Genomic DNA, 16,284 nt, shown 5'->3' on the forward strand with positions numbered 1-16,284 from the left:
GATTACGAATGCCTGTCGCTGGAAGCTTCACCAAAACCGATGATCCCCCCAAAACTCACGATGACCGCCTGACGTCGTTTCATGCCACACTCCGTGATAACGCCTATGAACCTCAGCTTCACGTTGCCCCTGGAATGGGTTAGAGAATCCGCGGACCGCCAGCCCTCGCCACAACCGCCGAGGCCCGGCCCCGACACTGCGCTCCCCTTCCCCCCACCCGCCATGAGCAGCCGCCTCCAATTCACCGCCGACGACGGCGCCTGCCTCCACTACAAGACCTGGAACGTGCAGGGAGCCACCCGCGCACTCGTGCTGATTCACCGCGGCCACGAGCACGCCGATCGCTGGGACCCGGTGATCCCGTCGCTGGAAATGCCGGACACCGCGATCTACGCGTGGGAGGCCCGCGGCCATGGGCAATCCGAAGGACGACGCGGCCACGCGACCGGCTTCATGCAGTATGTGCGTGATCTGGATACCTTCTTCCGCCACTTGCAGGCGGCCCACGGCCTGACCCCGGAGCGCACCGTGGTGGTCGCGCATAGCGTGGGCGCGGTCATCGCCGCGGCATGGGTGCATGATTTCGCTCCGCGGATCGCCGGGTTGGTGCTGGCAACGCCGGCCTTCCACGTGAACCTGATCGTGCCCGGCGCGCTCACGAACATCCGCCTGCTGCAAAAGCTCAAGCCCGACGCCACGATCAAGAGCTACGTCCGCGGCCCATGGCTCACGCGGGATTCGCAGGCGGCCGCGACCTACGATGCCGACACCGCGATCTCGAAGGACATCTCCGCCAAGATCCTAGTCGAGCTCTTCGACACCGGCAAGCGGGTCATCGCCGACGCCGCAGTGATGGACCGGCCGCTGCTGCTCTTCTCCGCCGGTGCCGACCGGGTGGTGAAGCGGGGCGCGATCGACACCTTCTACGAGACTTATGGTAGCGAGCAAAAGGTCCACCTCACGCTGAAGGACGCCCGCCACGCGATCTTCCACGACCTCTGCCGCGAGGAAGTCACCGGCGCGATCCGGCGCTTTGCGGATCGATGCTTTGAGAAGGCCACGCCGCCGCAGTTGGAAGCAGACCTATCCCATCCGGTCACGAATGCGGAATACGCGGCGCTGCAGAGGCCGCGGCCGTCGCCCTCGCTCGGCGGGCTGTCGTTCTCAGCGCAGCGCGCCCTGTTAGGCAGCCTCGGCAAGCTCAGCAAGGGCATCCGCATCGGTCACGCCACCGGCTTCGACTCCGGCGAATCGCTCGACTACGTTTATGAGAATCAGGCGCGCGGAGGCCTCGGCATCGGCAAGCTCATCGACCGAGGCTACCTCGACGCCATCGGCTGGCGCGGCATCCGCCAACGCCGCCAGTGCCTCAACCAAGCGCTGCGCTTCGCCCTCGCGAAGGTCCGCGAAGATCGACTGCCACTGGAACTGATGGACATCGCCGGCGGCGCGGGACGCTACCTGTTAGACATCCTCGACGACCCCGAAGCCGGCCCCGGCCTGCATGTGCTGTGCCGGGACTGGAGCCAGTCCGCGCTTGAGACCGGCCGTGCCGCGGCCAGTGCGCGCCTGTTGAAAAACCGCATCGACCATGTCCGCGCCGATGCCTTCGATGAAAGTTCGCTCGCCAGCGTCGAGCCCAAGCCCTCGGTGGCTGTGGTCTCCGGCCTCTATGAACTCTTCCCGGAGAATGACCGGCTCCAGCTTTCGCTGCGCGGCCTCCACTCCGCAGTGGCCCCCGGTGGCTGGCTGATCTACACCGGCCAACCGTGGCACCCGCAGGTGGAAATGATCGCCCGCACGCTGACCAACCGCGACGGCCGCTTCTGGGTGATGCGCCGCCGACCGCAGGGAGAAATGGACGCGCTGGTCGAGGCCGCGGGTTTCCGCAAGGAGAAGCAATGGATCGATGACTTCGGCATCTTCACCGTGAGCATCGCCCGCCGACCATGAATCGCTCACCTCGTGAATCCGGCCTGCTGTGGCCCGCGCTGTGGCGACTGGCGCTGGCAGGCGGGATGTTCATACTGGTCTATGGCTTCTGCAATACCTTCACCTCCACGCGCCCCAATGTCGGCACGTGGTTCTGGGAATGGGAGCGCCACATCCCCTTCGTGAAGGAAATGGTGATCCCCTACTGGTCGCTGGATCTCTTCTTTGTCGGCGCGTTCTTCGTGTGCTCTAGCAAGGCGGAACTGAACCTGCTGACCAAGCGGCTGCTTGCGGTCGTCGTGGCGAGCGGGCTCTGCTTCCTGCTCTTCCCGCTGAAGATGGGCTTCGACCGGCCCGTGCCCTCCGGCTGGACCGCCCCGCTCTTCCACGCGCTGTATGCGAATGACATGCCCTTCAATCTCGCGCCGTCGCTGCACATCAGCCTGCGATCGCTGGTGTGGTTCGTCTATGGCGCGCATCTAACAGGCCTGACGCGGAAGATCACCAAGGTCTGGTTCATGCTGATCAGCCTCTCCACGCTGCTCGTCTGGCAGCACCACGTCATCGACGTGGCCACCGGCTTCATGATGGGTTGGTTGATCGCCGCGTTGATCCCGGACCCGCGTTTCAAGACCCAGCGGACACCATCGCCCAAGCTTGCGCTCCGCTACGGGGCCGGCGCGCTTGCCTGTGCAGCGTTGGCATTCCTGTGGTTCGGCTTTGCCTGGCCGGCACTGTCGCTAGCCATCGTTTCGATCGCCTACACCACCGGTTTGTCGCGGGTGTTAGGAAAGGAGAATGGCACGCTCTCGCCCGCTGCCGAGTGGTGCCTCATGCCGGTGCTGCTGGTGGCAGGGATCTATCAGCGGCGGTGGCTGCGGCGTGAGCCAGCATGGTGCGAGATCGCACCGGGGGTCATGTTCGGGCGAAAGCTGACCGGCCGCGAGGCGAAGGGCCTGCTCGCCGGGGGGCCACTGGCGGTGCTCGACCTGACCGCGGAGTCGAATGCCCCGACGGTCTTCCGCGAACAAGCCCTCTACCGTAGCCTGCCACTGCTGGATCTGGTGAAACCGGCGGACGCGGACATCGCGAAAGCCATCGCCTTCATCCGCGAGCAGCAACCGCAGCGGCGGGTGTATGTCCACTGCCAACTCGGCTTGCAGCGCTCCGCCCTGATCATCGCCCACTGGCTCTTGGAAAGCGGCGGAGCTGGAGACATCGACGGAGCGAAGGCCCTCGTCCGCACCCGCTTGCCGGAGGCCATCCTCTCACGCTGACAGACTCTCACGCATCGAGTGAAAGTGTAAGTAGTCCCGGCTTTAGCCGGACTGAACGAGGATAGCGCCTGCATCTCCAGTGCCCGGCTGAAGCCATCAGGGACCGTTCAGCGGGCCAGCGGCCCGCGCTCCCAGCGGAGCGGGGCCGTTCTGTCACGAGGACGGACATTGCCGCCGCACCGCCGGGACGCTATGGAGTGAGCCAGCCATGAAACGCCGCCACTTCCTCGGCACCGCCACCGCCCTGCTGCCAGGTGCATCGTTGTCCCTCGCCGCCGACGAGCAAACCCAAGCTCAAGCGCAAGCCCCGCTACTCCGCTTCGGCCTGATTGCCGATGCCCAATACGCGGACGCCGATGCTGAAGGCGAGCGCCACTACCGGGCCACGCCGGAAAAGCTGAAGCGCGCGGTGGAGACGATCCGCGCCGCGAAGCCCGCCTTCACCTTGCATCTCGGCGACTTCATCGACCGCGATTTCAAGTCCTTCGATACAATGCTGCCGCTGATCAATGAGCTCGGCCATCCAGTATATCACCTGCTGGGCAACCACGACTACACCGTGGCGGACGGCGACAAGGCCCGGGTGGTCGCCACGCTCGGCATGCCGCACGACTACTATACCTTTCGTAGTGGCAACATCCGCATCGTGATGCTGGATACGAATTCCATCTCAACCTACAAGAACCCAAAGGATTCACCCGCCACGGCAGCCGCGGCGGCGCAACTGAAAGCCGCCGAAGCCAGCGGCAGTCCCGGTGCGAAGCCATGGAATGGCGGTGTCTCTGATCCCCAACTCGAATGGCTCGACCGCGAGCTCGCCGCCGCCGACTTTGCGAAGGAGCACGTGATCGTCTGCGGCCATCACCCGCTACTCCCCGCGGACATGCACCAGCTCTGGAACTTCGAGGCGGTGCTCGCCGTGCTCGACCGGCATCCGTCCGTGGTCGCATGGTTCAATGGCCACAACCACGCCGGCGACTTCGTCGAGCGCAATGGCCGGCCGTACCTGACCTTCCGCTCGATGCTCCATCATCCGGAGAACACGGCGTTCTCCATCATCGATGTCCACGCCGACCGCATCGTCGTGACCGGTCACGGTCGGGAGATCACGCGGACGCTCGAGATCTAGCATTTGCCACGTAGCGGAGCGGCTGCGCCGCTCCGACTGGGGGCGGACCGCAACGGCGAAGCGATCGCTTTCGGCCCCTGCGGCCCGCACCCCGCCGGAAGGAAGCAGTCCTTCCGCTACTTAGCGAAAAGACTCGGGAAAGGCCGCCCCGCGCTCCCGTGCGGGACGACCTCCCCCATTGTCCCTCCGGACGGGTACCATGAGAAATCATCAGAGCTCGACCTTGAGGCGAGCGAAGAGCTTGCCGCCCGGCGGCATCGGGAAGCTAACGGTCCACACTTGCCCGCCGGGGCTTTCCTCCGTGGTGATGGTCACACCATCCTCGCCATCGGCTGCGACCAATGGCAGATCCAGGCTCGTCCCGTACTCAATCACGGGCTCGACCGAAGACGCGCCGGCATTGCGCTCGAAGACGAAGAGGAAACGGTCACCCGAAACGGAACCGGACGGTTCGCCAGGCGGCGGACCCGCGACCAGGGGATCGCCATCCAGGAAGAACTCCAGCGCATTGGCAAAGCCATCGGAATCAGGGTCGGCTTCGGCAAGCTCGTCCCCTTCGTTCTCCCAATCGAACGCCGACGCCCAGGTGGCATAGGGAGACACGCCGGGGGTGACCGCGATCTTGTTCCCCTCATAGGCATAGTCGATGGTATAACCGTCACCACCCTCGATGCCTGCGAAGTCACCACCACTACGAGTCCCGTAGCTCGCGATGATGTAGGGCTCCGTCAATGGCGGACCATCCGGAAGCTCGATCAAAAGAGTCGCGCCTTCCACATTCAGGTCGCCCGTCACCGCGAGCAAGTCGCCATCGGCGGCCGTGAGTTCGATCGCCAGCGTGCCACTCACCGAGACATCCTCCTCGACGGTGAGCGTGCCAACCCCGTGGCCCGGCGCAATGGTCCCTTGCGCCGTCACCGATCCGCCGATCGTGCCCGCACCAGCAAGCGTGCCGCCGGCCGCCACGGTCACATCGGAATCCGTGAGTTCACCATCGATGTAAAGTGTCCCACCCTCCACCACGGTGGTGCCGGTGTAGAAACCCGTTCCCTCGTAGGTCAGCGAGCCCACACCCCTCTTGGTCAAGCCGCCGCCACCATCGAGCAAGTCCACGGCAAATCCGATGTCCAGTTGAGTGAAACCCGAGTTCAACTCGGGAGTCGTATCAATGATCACCCCGCCATCCTCGATCGTCACGCTGTCCAGGCCGCTGATGAAATCGGCATCGTTGGACCGGGCGGTTAGCGTGCCGCCATTGAAAATCATCGCCGCGGTGCCGGTGCTGTCGCCCTTCACGATGCGACTCGCGGAAAGCGTGCCGCCATTGTGCACGAAGGTCGCACTGGCGGAGTCCGCATGGCCCATCACCAGCGTGGCCAGCGTCGCGATCGAGTTGCTGCCACTCAGCGTCCAGGTGGCAGTGGCGGTGCCACTTTCACCGAGATAGGTGTCGCGCTCCCGGTTGACGAAGTAACCTCCGGTTTGTTCGATGGCCCCGGTGCTGCCGTTCCCCCGGCCGATGGCTACATGGGTGCCCGGCATGGTTGGCAGCTTGCTGAAGGAACCATTACCGCTGATCTTGAAGGTCCCACTGGCGCCTTCCCCGCCTACGATGAACCAGTCATGCGCATTCGCCGCAGACTGGCCCGTGAAGTCGTAGATCCCGGTGGCGCCGGTCCCGCTGCCGATCTGCCACGAGGTCATGCACATGATGAAGCCGGAGAATTGGACGAACTCGCCATTGCTGCCATTCCCTTCACCGATGATCGTGGCCCCGGCACCGGAGCGATTGATGAAGCCATTGTAAAAGGTGAAGAGCCCGCTACCTCCGGCGGTGCCGACGGTCATCGCGCCACTGGCCACGAGCTGCCCATTGTCCAGGTCGAACTTGCCGAGCCCTCCGGACTGCTGGCCGATGGTGAAGGCTCCCGAGTTCGTAAGCGACTGCCCGGGCGTCACGCCGAAGCTACCCTCCGGCACGCTGAGCGAACCCACCGTGCGCCCGTCGGTGAGCCATACGGTGCCGCCGTTGGAGACGATGGCGGTGTCACCACCGCCGGGTAACACGCCGCCGGTCCAGTTGGCGGTGTCGTTGTAATCACCTTCCCCCCCCGACCACGAAATGCTCGCGGCATGGAGGGGAGTGGCGAGGAGGATCGCCGTCGCCAGAGCTTGGATTGGGCGACGGGTGACGGGGGTCGAAGTGAAGCGGGTTTGAACGGGGATCGAAGGCAACCTATTTTTCACGATCGCCCGATATCCGCCTGCCACGACGATCACCACCCGGATGGGACGAAGCGGCTTCGCCCCGTGACGAAAGCGCCATCGACAGACTCAGCCTGCACCCAGCCGTTCCTGCAGATCGCGCAGCGGGCTGGTCATGTCCACGCGCGCGCCGGACTTCAGGATCACGCAATAGCTTCCCGCCCCCATCGGCTGCACCTCACGCAGTCGGGACAGGTTGATGATCGCCGAGCGGCTCACGCGCATGAAGCCATACGGCTCCAGCCGGTCGGTCATCGCCGCCATGGTCTCGCGTACGATGTGCCGCTCGGTACCGCAGTGGAGCACCAGGTAATTCCCCGCTGCCTCGACATGATCAATCTCTCCGGCGCGGACGAAGATGATGCGCTCCGGCGACTTCACCAGCACCCGCGGGCCGCCATCGATGGTGTGCAGGTGCGACTTCAACTGCGCCAGCCCCCCATCCGACCCCGAGGCCAGCCGCTCGCGGGCACGCTCGATGGCCTCCTTGAAGCGAGCTGCCTTGAAGGGCTTCAGCAGGTAATCCACCGCGCTCACTTCAAATGCGCGCACCGCGTGGGTATCATACGCCGTGGTGAAGATCACCGCCGGCGCGGGATCGGCGGGCAGTTCCTCCAGCACATCGAAGCCACTCAGCCGTGGCATCTGGATGTCCAAGAAGAGCAGCTCCGGCCGCAACTCCACACACATAGCGAGCGCGCCCTCTCCATCGGCTGCCTCCCCGGCGATCTCGATGTCTGGCTCGCAGGCTAACAGACTGCGGACCCGTTCGCGGGCCAGCTCTTCATCGTCCACGATCAGACAGCGGAACTTTTTCATGTCAGGTCATGGTGTGAAAGAGTGTGCGGGGAGCTGGATGATCATGCGGACGCCGCCACCCGGCGGCTCCTCGGAGCGGAAAGCGTGCCGACCGGGATAGAGCGCGGCGAGTCGCTCGCGGATGCTGGCCAGCCCGATGCCGCTCCCACTGCCGGAGCTGCCCGATGAATGACCGAGGCCTACGCCATCGTCCTCGATGAGGATGGTCAGCATCTCGCCCTCCACCGTGGTGGAGATGCGCACGCTGCCGCCCGCGCCGCGTGGCTCGATGCCGTGGTGAATCGCATTCTCCACCAGCGGCTGCACCAGTAGCGCGGGCACCAGCAGTCCGAGCGTGTCGCGGCTGATCTCGCGTTCCACCTTCAGCCGCTCGCCGAAGCGCATCCGCTGCAGATCGAGATAGCGGTCGATGAAATGCAGCTCCTCGCGTAACGGGATCTCCGCCTGGCGTTCACCATCAAGCGCGATGCGCAGCAGCTCGCTGAGCGAGGTGATCATCTCCTCCGCCCGCTCCGGATCCTTGCGGGTGAGCATGGCGATGCCATTGAGCGTGTTGAAAAGAAAGTGCGGCTGGAGCTGGGCTTGCAAGGCGCGGGCACGGGCCATTGCGTGGCTAGAGTCGAGCAGCGCCGCGCGTTCATTCTCCTGCCGCGCCTTGCGCAGGAAGATCCCGGCATGCGCGGCCACCAGCAGCGCAAGAAACGCAAAGCTATCTAACAAAACCATCGACCTCGCCTGCGACTTGAGCAGACCGCCTAGCGCCGCCTCCGAACGAGTGGCGATCACCGACCACTTCGCCTCGATGCGCTGCTTCATTTCCTCCCGCGTGAAGATCATGCCCGGCAATTTCCGCGGATCGACTTCCGGCGGTAGGCCGAAGGCCTCGGGCAATTCCGTCTGCGGATTGCGGCCGATCTCGCGCGCCAGCGGGATGCCGAATTCCCCGCCCGGGGTCTTGTCGAAGCCCGGCGGGAACCACGTTTCCACTGCGGGCATCGGAGCCAGGATCGGCTGCCTCCGCGCCGCACGGTCCTGAAAGGCGGCACTCACCCCGATGAAAAGCGCACCCGCTGTTAGAAGCAGCGCGGCATTCCGCCACTTCGCCACACCGAAGAGCGGAAACCGGAACGCGAACCACAACACATACGGCGACAGGATCAGCCACGGCACCCACGGCAGCAGTTGCTGATTCAGCAACAGCCTCGACGCGGACGAATCGAGCGCGCCACCGGCCCCCATCTCGACGAAGACGACGCGGCTCTCCGGCTCGCGAAGCGCAAACCACCACAGCACCGCTGCGGCAAGCACGGTCCACGCCGCGAAGAACGCGCCCGGCAGCCACCGTGGCAGGAGGAAGCCGGTGCGTGATGAAGACAGGGTCATCGGCGCTGTCATCATGAGGGATCACCGTTCAGCGGCAGCGTGCATTGGGACGAACTAGCCGCCAACGGGGATGAAGGCACCAAAAATCGGGATGGAGAGATCACTCCCGCCATCCTTCCGACGCCTCAATGGCCATCAGGAACCCGCGCAATGAATCCACGACCGGGAACTCGCCAATCTCGTGGTCGTGGAAGAACACGCCGCGCCCCGGCTGCTTGGGATCGAAAAGATACCGGTTACCGCAACCGTCATTCGCGATTGCGACATAGGACTCGCATCCCGGCCAAGCTTCCCGCGGGGACTCGCCGTCAATTGCCTCGAAGGAATCGATATCCCACTCGCCCGATTCGAGCCGGAGCGTCGCACTCTTCTCGAGCAAAGGCTGACGGTAAAAGGCCTTTAGCTCGGCAGGTAGTTCCACTCCGAAATGAGCTTCCATCGCAGCGAAATCAGGCGCGGCCAGCCGCTCCCGATAGCGGGCTACCGCCAGTTCGTCGCGCCGCTTCCTGAACGGTGCGCGCATACGTCGCACCAACCAGATGAGGCCGATGGCAGGAATGGCCAGCACCGCCATTAGGATAACGACTTCGAAATCGGACACGACGGCTAGAAAGACAGCGACGCTCTAGCAGGAAATCTGTCGGGAATCCACGACCAAACACGGCCTCCACCCTACCTCATCGGAGGATCGACGCGGGGGCCCGATTTAACCAACGTAGTGGGATGAAACCGATGCTCCTCGCCTTGCTCCTGCCGGTCATCGCTTTCGCAGAACCCGAGCTGCGCCAGGGCCGCTTTCACACGCCGGAGCAGGCGAAGGCGGAAATGGATGCTCGTTGGCAGGACTACGGCACTCGCGAGGGCTGGGAGAAGCGGGCAGCGGCAATTCGGCAGGGCATCCTCGAAGGCACCGGGCTTTGGCCGCTGCCGGAAGCACGGAAGCCACCGGTGGTGATCCGCCATTCCGAGCAGATGCAAGCCGGCTACACCGTGGAAAACGTGACGCTCGAAACCGCGCCCGGCTTCTACCTCTGCGGGAATCTTTACCTGCCAGAGGCGCAGGAAAGGATGCCGGTGGTGCTCTGCACGCATGGCCACGGCTCGATGAAGGACGCGCTGGCCCGTGGCCGCTTCCATGAGTCGATGCAGAAGCGCTGCGGTGCCTTGGCGAAGATGGGTTGCGCGGTTTTCGCGTATGACATGATCGGCTACGGCGAGTCCGCTGTCGCGGGGTGGAAGCACGGCGTGAGCGGCCAGGAGCTGCGCCTGCAATTGTGGAACTCGATGCGCGCGCTCGATTTCATGCTCTCGCTGCCCGGCGCGGACGCCACGCGGGTGGCGGTGACCGGCGAGTCCGGCGGCGGCACCCAGGCCTTCCTCCTCGCCGCGGTGGACGACCGCGTGACGGCATCGATCCCCTGCGTGCAGGTGTCGTCGTGGTTTTATGGCGGCTGCGCGTGCGAAAGCGGCCTGCCGATCCACGTGCGGCCCGATCATGTGGCGAACAACGCAGAGATCGCCGCAGTCATCGCGCCGAAGCCGCTGCTGGTGATCTCGGATGGCAAGGACTGGACGCAGCACGTGCCCAAGCTGGAGCTGCCGCACTTGCAGCGAATCTACGGACTCTTCGGCAAAGAGGATGCCGTGGAGAACGCGCACTTCGCGGACGAAGGGCATGACTACGGCCCATCGAAGCGCACCGCGATGTATCGCTTCGTGGGAAAGTCCTTCTCGCTCGATGCGGCGAAGGCGGATGAGGCAAGCGTAGTGGCTCTTCCCGGGGCATCGCTGCGGGCCTTCGACGGAACGCACCCGCGCCCCGAGACCGAAGTGCCGGCGAATTCGGAGGCGAAGCTCTACTAGGTCAATCGGAGGCGAATCGGGCGACCTACTGCGGGTCCTCCATGAATCGCCCGACGAGCCAAACGATCGCCAAGGCAACGACAATGGCCGCGTCAGCGGCAAACTCGCAATCAGGAGGATCAGGCAGCGGGAACACGGGGACGGCTTTTACCCGGGAGCGCGGCAGGTTTCAAATCCCGTTAGGTGAAGGGAGAGGGAGAGGTGAAATCCACGCGCCTTCAAGACCCCAAGGCATCGTTGCCAGGACCGGTGCCCGCGTCGCCGCCTCCCCTAGGTCTGGTCGAGGATGTAGGCCACGGCCTCGCCGATACATGCGCCCACGGCCTGTTTGCCGTATTTGTCTCCCTTGATGTGGTAGATGAGCTCCCTGTAAGGGAGGATGGGTGGGTGGGCGAAAACCCGGACGTCCGAGCCGGTCAGCCTGAAATACAGCGAGTATTTCAGCGAATCCTTGTACAACCGCACCACCAATTGCGGACGCGCGCCCTCGTCAAGTTGGGGGGCGTCGCCCTCCTTTTCGACGGAATACCCCAGGCGAATCTTGTGCTCGCTGAGGATCTTCTTCGCCTCCTCCAATTCCTTGGCGATTTCGCCGGAACTTTCCGCCAGGAACTTTTCGACGGTCGCCTTTCGTTGTGCCTCGGCTCCCTCGTCGGTTCGCGGGCGGACTTGCTTGGGCTCGGCGAGAGCCTTTCTCACAGCATCTACGATGCCCGTAGTAGTAGTGGCAGGTTGGGGTTCCGCGATTAGCGGCTGCAAAAAGCAGAGGCAAAGAACCGCTAATGGAAGGCCGCTTCCTAGTGCACGTCGGACGGCACTTCGGTTGCTTAACACCGCGACGATAATCGCTGGCCCGCAGCGACTCGCAAGCCGGAAAATTGTAACAGGGGCAAATGAACCGGTTCACGGCGACGACGATCGATTGCGGACTTACGCAGTGATCGGGAGTTCAATGAAGGAACAGGTAATTTCGCTCCCGATGGCAAAGCGGTGGCATTGCGCAGGACCGATCTTTCTGTTGGATTGGTACCCGTGCATCACCGGCCGCTCCATCGGTCCCGGCTCGTCTGGTTCGGCGTGTTGGGATTCGTCTTCATCGCATGGGCATGGATGGACTCCGCATGGCGCGCAACCGACCTGGCGTATTGTCACGACACCCGGCAGATCGGAATCGCACAACACGGGGGAGAGTGGGTAATCTACCACACGCAGACGCCGTCGAATCGATCATGGCCGGGGCGCTACGTCACGTCATCGCGCACGGCGTCTTCTCCACCATCCGGGGAGACGCCGCGGATCGGGCGGCTGAGCCTTCCACGGTTCGTGAGTCCCATGATCGAGGATCGTTTGTTGAATGCGGAGAAGCCCTCGCTTGGGAAAATTCACCACTTCAGCATCGGCATTGCCCATTGGTTTCTGCCCCTCCTCCTTGTTCTCCCGTGGGCCGCCTTCCTCGCATGGCGTTCGCAGCGCTTGAAGCGGCTAACAGAAGCCAAGCCATGACGCCGCGCCCCTGCTACCGCTGGAAGACCTTTTGGCTCGGGCTGTTCGTCGCCAGCTTCCTCGGGTGGGCCTGGTGGGATAGCAACTCTCACGAAACCGTCGCGTTTCGCTCGGGCTGGACCCGCACGACCTATCTCTACAGCGCGACTGGCGAGACCATCTTCGCGAGAGGATGCACGATCGAGTTCGGGGTTATGGGCAATGCATGGGGATTCTCGCACAACGAACTACCGGTCTTGCCGCCGTTCTGGGAACTCGGCGACGGCGTCAGCGGCTTCAAGGTTCCTGATCCCCTCGTCTTCTTTTCCTTTCTCGGCCTATGGGCCGGCTGGCTGGTGGCGATGGCGCCGCCTGCAAAGGCTTCCCTACTGATCCTTCGGGGATGAACAGAAAGGTCGTGGGGCATCTGCCGATAAGAAATTTCCTATTTTACCCGGGTTAATTTGAAACGCCTCGTGCGCCCCTATTCCTCGCCCGGCAGCGATGAATCGATCAAGCAGGACGGAGTGGGCGCCTAAAGCCCTTCTTCTTTTCTGGAAGGATTCCCCATTTTAGATCGTTACGGGCGAGCGAATCCGGCTTAATGCCGCATCTTTCAATAATGAAACAGGTTTTAATTACCCGATTGAATCACCGTTTCCATGATGCGGGGGCTACTTTCGCCCTGCTGCTGGCGGCACTGTCCACCTGTCCGGCCGCGGCTGATCGCGTCCCCTCCTACGGCCTGGATATCCGCCCGATCCTGTCCAATGCCTGCTTCAAGTGCCACGGGCCGGACGATGAGGACCGCAAGGGCGGGCCGAAGGGCAGCGGCGGCTTGCGGCTGGATACCGAGGAAGGCGCGCGGGCGAGCCTGGGCGGCCGCGCGGCGGTGGTGCCGGGCCATGCCAAAGACAGCGAGCTGATGGCGCGGATCATCTCGACCGACGAAGACGAGGTGATGCCGCCGCGGAAATCCGGGAGCCCGCTGACCCCCGACGAAGTGAAATTGATCGAGGCATGGATCAACAGCGGCGCGAAGTACACCAAGCACTGGTCCTACGTCCCGCCGGTCGCGGTGACACCGCCACGCACGGATTTGCATCCCATCGATGCCTTCGTCCGGGACCGGCTGAAGCAGGAAGGCCTGCAGCCGCAGCCGGAAGCCGACCGTGCCACGCTCGCACGACGCTTGTCCTTCGACCTCACCGGTCTGCCGCCTTCGCCGGAGGTGGTCGATGCCTTCGTGAAGGATACCGCCGCCGGTGCCTACGAGCGGCTCGTCGACCAGTTGCTGGCCTCGCCGGCGTATGGCGAGCACTGGGCGCGGCAGTGGCTGGACCTCGCCCGCTACGCCGACTCCGCGGGCTACGCGGATGACCCGGCACGCTCGATCTGGGGCTATCGCGACTATGTGATCCGCTCGTTCAATGAGAACAAGCGCTTCGACCAGTTCACGCTCGAACAGATCGCCGGCGACCTGTTGCCGGAGCCGACCGAGGAGCAGCGGATCGCCACCGCCTTTCATCGCAATACGATGACCAACAGCGAAGGCGGCACCAACGACGAGGAATTCCGCAACGCCGCCGTCGTCGACCGGGTGAACACCACGATGGCCGTCTGGATGGGCACGTCGATGGCCTGCGCCCAGTGCCACACGCACAAGTATGACCCGATCACGCAGGCCGAGTATTTCCGGATGTTCGCCTTCCTGAACAACACGGCCGATGCCGACCTCCGGGACGAGGCCCCGCTGCTCAGCTTCTTCCCCGAGGAACAGAAGGCAAAGCGCCAGACGCTCGAAGCCAGCCTCGCCGAGGTGGAAGCCAGGTTCACGAAGCCCTCCCCTCCGCTGCAGGCCGCCGCCGACCAGTGGGCGAGCCGGTTTCCACCATCGCTCGAGTGGCAGACGCTGAAGCCGCATGCGCTGACTTCGCAATCCGGCCTCGCGATGACGCAGGAGAAGGACGGCATCATCGCGGTCGCCGCCGGTGCCACCAAGGACAGCTACGTCATCGAGGTGCCAGCCACCGGCGCAGGGACTCTAACAGCTCTCCGGCTGGAAGCACTGCCGCACGAGACGCTGCCGAACAAGGGCCCCGGGCACGCGGCGGGGAATTTCGTGGTCACCGGCATCAAGGCGGAAGTGAAGCCGCCCCGGGGCGCGAAGGAACCGCAGGTGCGCTACGTCCGCATCGAACTGCCGGGCAAGGACAAGCTGCTCCAACTCGCCGAAGTGCAGGTCTTCAGCAAGGGCGTGAATGTGGCACCGCAAGGCAGCGCCACCCAGAAGTCCACCTACGCCGATGCCGCCGCCGCACGGGCCAATGACGGCAACACGGCGGGCGAATACGCGAAGGGCTCGGTCGCCCACACCGCGGAGCGCACCGCGGATCCGTGGTGGGAAGTGGATCTGAAATCCGACCAGCCGGTCAGCCGGATCGTCGTGTGGAACCGCAGCGAAGCCCCGGAGCGCCTCGCGGGATTCCGCATCGTCGCTCTGGATGCGCAACGCCAGCCTGTCTGGGAGAAGTCGGGCAATGCCGCGGCGGCGGAGGTTCCCTTTGGCCTCGATGGCACGCGTGAAATCCCGTTTGCCGGAGCCGCGGCGGATTTCGTGCAGGCTGACTTCAACGAAGCCCGCGTGATCGCCGGTAGCACGATCGCGAAGCCGCGCGGCTCGCAGGCAGGCTGGGCGATCGGAGGGGGCCAAGGCGTGGCCCACTCGCTGGTTCTTGCCACCGCGCGTCCGGTCGAGATTCCCGCCGGGTCGATGCTGCGGATCACGATCGAGCAGCAGTCCGCCTTCGCCCAACACACGCTGGGCCGCTTCCGCCTGAGCATGACCCGCAGTCCGGAGGCCGCACGTCTCACCGAGATCCCGAGCGAACTGGCGGGCATCCTCGCGCTCCCGGCCGCGCAACGCGATGCCGCCCAGAAGGCACGCGTCACGAATTACTACCTGCGCGAACTCGCTCCGGAAATGGCGGCCGACCGCGAGGCTTTGGCCGGATTCAAGAAGCAGCTCGCCTCCCTCCAGCCAAGCACCGTGCCGATCCTCCGCGAACTCCCGGAAGGCAAGCGGCGGAAGACGCACTTGCAGATCCGCGGCAACTACTTGAACCACGGCGACGAGCTGACTGAGGGCGTGCCGATGGCGCTTTTCCCGCTGCCGGAAGGTGGACCGCGCAACCGCCTGACGCTCGCCCGCTGGCTGGTCGATCCCGCCAATCCGCTGACCGCCCGGGTCATCGCGAACCGCTTCTGGGAGTCGCTGTTCGGCCTCGGCATCGTGAGAACCAGCGAGGAATTCGGAGCGCAGGGCGATGCGCCGACGCATCCGGAATTGCTCGATTGGCTCGCGGTCGATCTCGTCCGCGGCGGCTGGGACATCAAGCGCTTCATCCGGCTAATCGTGACTTCGGAGACCTACCGGCAGTCGTCGAAGATCGCATCTGGCATGGCCGAGCGCGATCCCGAAAACCGGCTGCTCGCCCGCGGGCCGCGGGTCCGCCTGACGGCCGAGATGGTGAGGGACCAGGCGCTGGCGACCAGCGGGCTGCTCTCGCCGGAAATGTATGGCCCATCGGTGCGGCCGGTCCGGCCCGCGCTGGGGCTGTCGGCGGCCTTTGGTGGCGGTCTCGATTGGCAAACCAGCACCGGGGGCGACCAGCACCGGCGCGCGCTTTACACCGAGTGGCGCCGGACCAGCCCCTATCCCTCGATGGCCACCTTCGACGCGCCGAGCCGCGAGATTTGCACGCTGCGACGCGACCGCTCGAACACACCGCTGCAGGCACTGGTGCTGCTGAATGACCCGGTCTATGTCGAGGCCGCCCAAGCGCTCGCCCGCCGGCTGATGGCCACGGCTTCCGCGCCGGAGGACGTGATCCGCGAGGGCTTCCGCCGGGTGCTGTCGCGTGTGCCATCGGGCACGGAGCTGAAGCGATTGTTAGAGCTGCGCCAGGAGCTGCTGGCGGACTACCGGAAGGATCCCAAGAAGGCCGCCGAAATGGCGACCGTCCCGATCGGCCCGCTGCCAGCCGGTGCCGATGCGAACGAACTCGCGGCATGGACCGCGGTGGCCGGTGTCCTCCTCAATCTCGACGAAACCCTGCTGAAACGGTGACGCCC

The 16,284-nt window shown here is 64.6% G+C and carries 12 protein-coding genes; 7 read left to right on the plus strand and 5 right to left on the minus strand.

Annotation, left to right across the window (positions count from 1 at the left end; translation table 11 throughout):
* Nucleotides 1-222: 222 nt before the first annotated feature.
* The 3 genes from OKA05_RS08610 (at nt 223) to OKA05_RS08620 (ending at nt 4,338) form a co-directional block, all read left to right on the plus strand.
* Nucleotides 223-1,953 (plus strand): alpha/beta fold hydrolase, encoded by a 1,731-nt coding sequence (locus tag OKA05_RS08610; RefSeq protein WP_264486722.1) that lies wholly within the window; start codon nt 223-225, stop codon nt 1,951-1,953.
* Nucleotides 1,950-3,209, plus strand: coding sequence for a dual specificity protein phosphatase family protein (locus tag OKA05_RS08615; protein WP_264486723.1), 1,260 nt, complete (start codon nt 1,950-1,952; stop codon nt 3,207-3,209). The genes OKA05_RS08610 and OKA05_RS08615 overlap by 4 nt, the downstream gene beginning before the upstream one ends.
* A gap of 208 nt (nt 3,210-3,417) precedes the next feature.
* Complete coding sequence (locus OKA05_RS08620) at nt 3,418-4,338, plus strand: metallophosphoesterase (protein ID WP_264486724.1); 921 nt, start codon at nt 3,418-3,420, stop codon at nt 4,336-4,338.
* Between the two features lie 210 nt (nt 4,339-4,548).
* Here OKA05_RS08620 and OKA05_RS08625 read toward each other — a convergent pair whose 3' ends face one another.
* From OKA05_RS08625 to OKA05_RS08640, 4 genes are all read right to left on the minus strand, one after another.
* The gene (locus OKA05_RS08625; protein ID WP_264486725.1) at nt 4,549-6,585 is read right to left on the minus strand and encodes a hypothetical protein; all 2,037 of its coding nucleotides are present in this window, start codon (nt 6,583-6,585) and stop codon (nt 4,549-4,551) included.
* Nucleotides 6,586-6,672: 87 nt separating this feature from the next.
* Nucleotides 6,673-7,422, minus strand: a complete 750-nt coding sequence (locus OKA05_RS08630) for a LytR/AlgR family response regulator transcription factor (RefSeq protein ID WP_264486726.1) — start codon at nt 7,420-7,422, stop codon at nt 6,673-6,675.
* Between the two features lie 6 nt (nt 7,423-7,428).
* Entirely contained in the window at nt 7,429-8,805 is a 1,377-nt protein-coding gene (locus tag OKA05_RS08635; protein WP_264486727.1) for a sensor histidine kinase, read from the minus strand.
* A 100-nt stretch (nt 8,806-8,905) separates the two neighbouring features.
* A complete protein-coding gene (locus tag OKA05_RS08640; RefSeq protein ID WP_264486728.1) occupies nt 8,906-9,406 on the minus strand; it encodes an SMI1/KNR4 family protein in 501 nt (166 codons plus the stop codon).
* A 122-nt stretch (nt 9,407-9,528) separates the two neighbouring features.
* Here OKA05_RS08640 and OKA05_RS08645 point away from each other — a divergent pair, with 122 nt between their 5' ends.
* Entirely contained in the window at nt 9,529-10,668 is a 1,140-nt protein-coding gene (locus tag OKA05_RS08645; protein ID WP_264486729.1) for an alpha/beta hydrolase family protein, read from the plus strand.
* Nucleotides 10,669-10,938: 270 nt separating this feature from the next.
* Here OKA05_RS08645 and OKA05_RS08650 read toward each other — a convergent pair whose 3' ends face one another.
* Nucleotides 10,939-11,367 carry a hypothetical protein gene (locus tag OKA05_RS08650; RefSeq protein ID WP_264486730.1) on the minus strand — a complete coding sequence of 143 codons (429 nt, stop codon included), beginning with the start codon at nt 11,365-11,367 and terminating at the stop codon, nt 10,939-10,941.
* Nucleotides 11,368-12,000: 633 nt separating this feature from the next.
* On the opposite strand from OKA05_RS08650, the gene OKA05_RS08655 reads away from it, so the two are divergent.
* The 3 genes from OKA05_RS08655 (at nt 12,001) to OKA05_RS08665 (ending at nt 16,279) form a co-directional block, all read left to right on the plus strand.
* A complete protein-coding gene (locus tag OKA05_RS08655) occupies nt 12,001-12,171 on the plus strand; it encodes a hypothetical protein (RefSeq protein ID WP_264486731.1) in 171 nt (56 codons plus the stop codon).
* The gene (locus OKA05_RS08660; protein WP_264486732.1) at nt 12,168-12,557 is read left to right on the plus strand and encodes a hypothetical protein; all 390 of its coding nucleotides are present in this window, start codon (nt 12,168-12,170) and stop codon (nt 12,555-12,557) included. Before OKA05_RS08655 ends, OKA05_RS08660 begins: the two co-directional genes overlap by 4 nt.
* Nucleotides 12,558-12,796: 239 nt before the next feature.
* The gene (locus tag OKA05_RS08665; protein ID WP_264486733.1) at nt 12,797-16,279 is read left to right on the plus strand and encodes a DUF1553 domain-containing protein; all 3,483 of its coding nucleotides are present in this window, start codon (nt 12,797-12,799) and stop codon (nt 16,277-16,279) included.
* The last annotated feature ends 5 nt before the right edge of the window (nt 16,280-16,284 follow it).

The sequence above is a fragment of the Luteolibacter arcticus genome, from assembly GCF_025950235.1.
Lineage (GTDB): Bacteria > Verrucomicrobiota > Verrucomicrobiia > Verrucomicrobiales > Akkermansiaceae > Haloferula > Haloferula arctica.

Coding starts and splice junctions, on each gene's coding strand:
- OKA05_RS08630 (WP_264486726.1), bottom strand. CDS start 7,422: ATGAAAAAGTTCCGCTGTCTGATCGTGGACGATGAAGAGCTGGCCCGC.
- OKA05_RS08635 (WP_264486727.1), bottom strand. CDS start 8,805: ATGACCCTGTCTTCATCACGCACCGGCTTCCTCCTGCCACGGTGGCTG.
- OKA05_RS08620 (WP_264486724.1), top strand. CDS start 3,418: ATGAAACGCCGCCACTTCCTCGGCACCGCCACCGCCCTGCTGCCAGGT.
- OKA05_RS08610 (WP_264486722.1), top strand. CDS start 223: ATGAGCAGCCGCCTCCAATTCACCGCCGACGACGGCGCCTGCCTCCAC.
- OKA05_RS08660 (WP_264486732.1), top strand. CDS start 12,168: ATGACGCCGCGCCCCTGCTACCGCTGGAAGACCTTTTGGCTCGGGCTG.
- OKA05_RS08645 (WP_264486729.1), top strand. CDS start 9,529: ATGAAACCGATGCTCCTCGCCTTGCTCCTGCCGGTCATCGCTTTCGCA.
- OKA05_RS08655 (WP_264486731.1), top strand. CDS start 12,001: ATGATCGAGGATCGTTTGTTGAATGCGGAGAAGCCCTCGCTTGGGAAA.
- OKA05_RS08615 (WP_264486723.1), top strand. CDS start 1,950: ATGAATCGCTCACCTCGTGAATCCGGCCTGCTGTGGCCCGCGCTGTGG.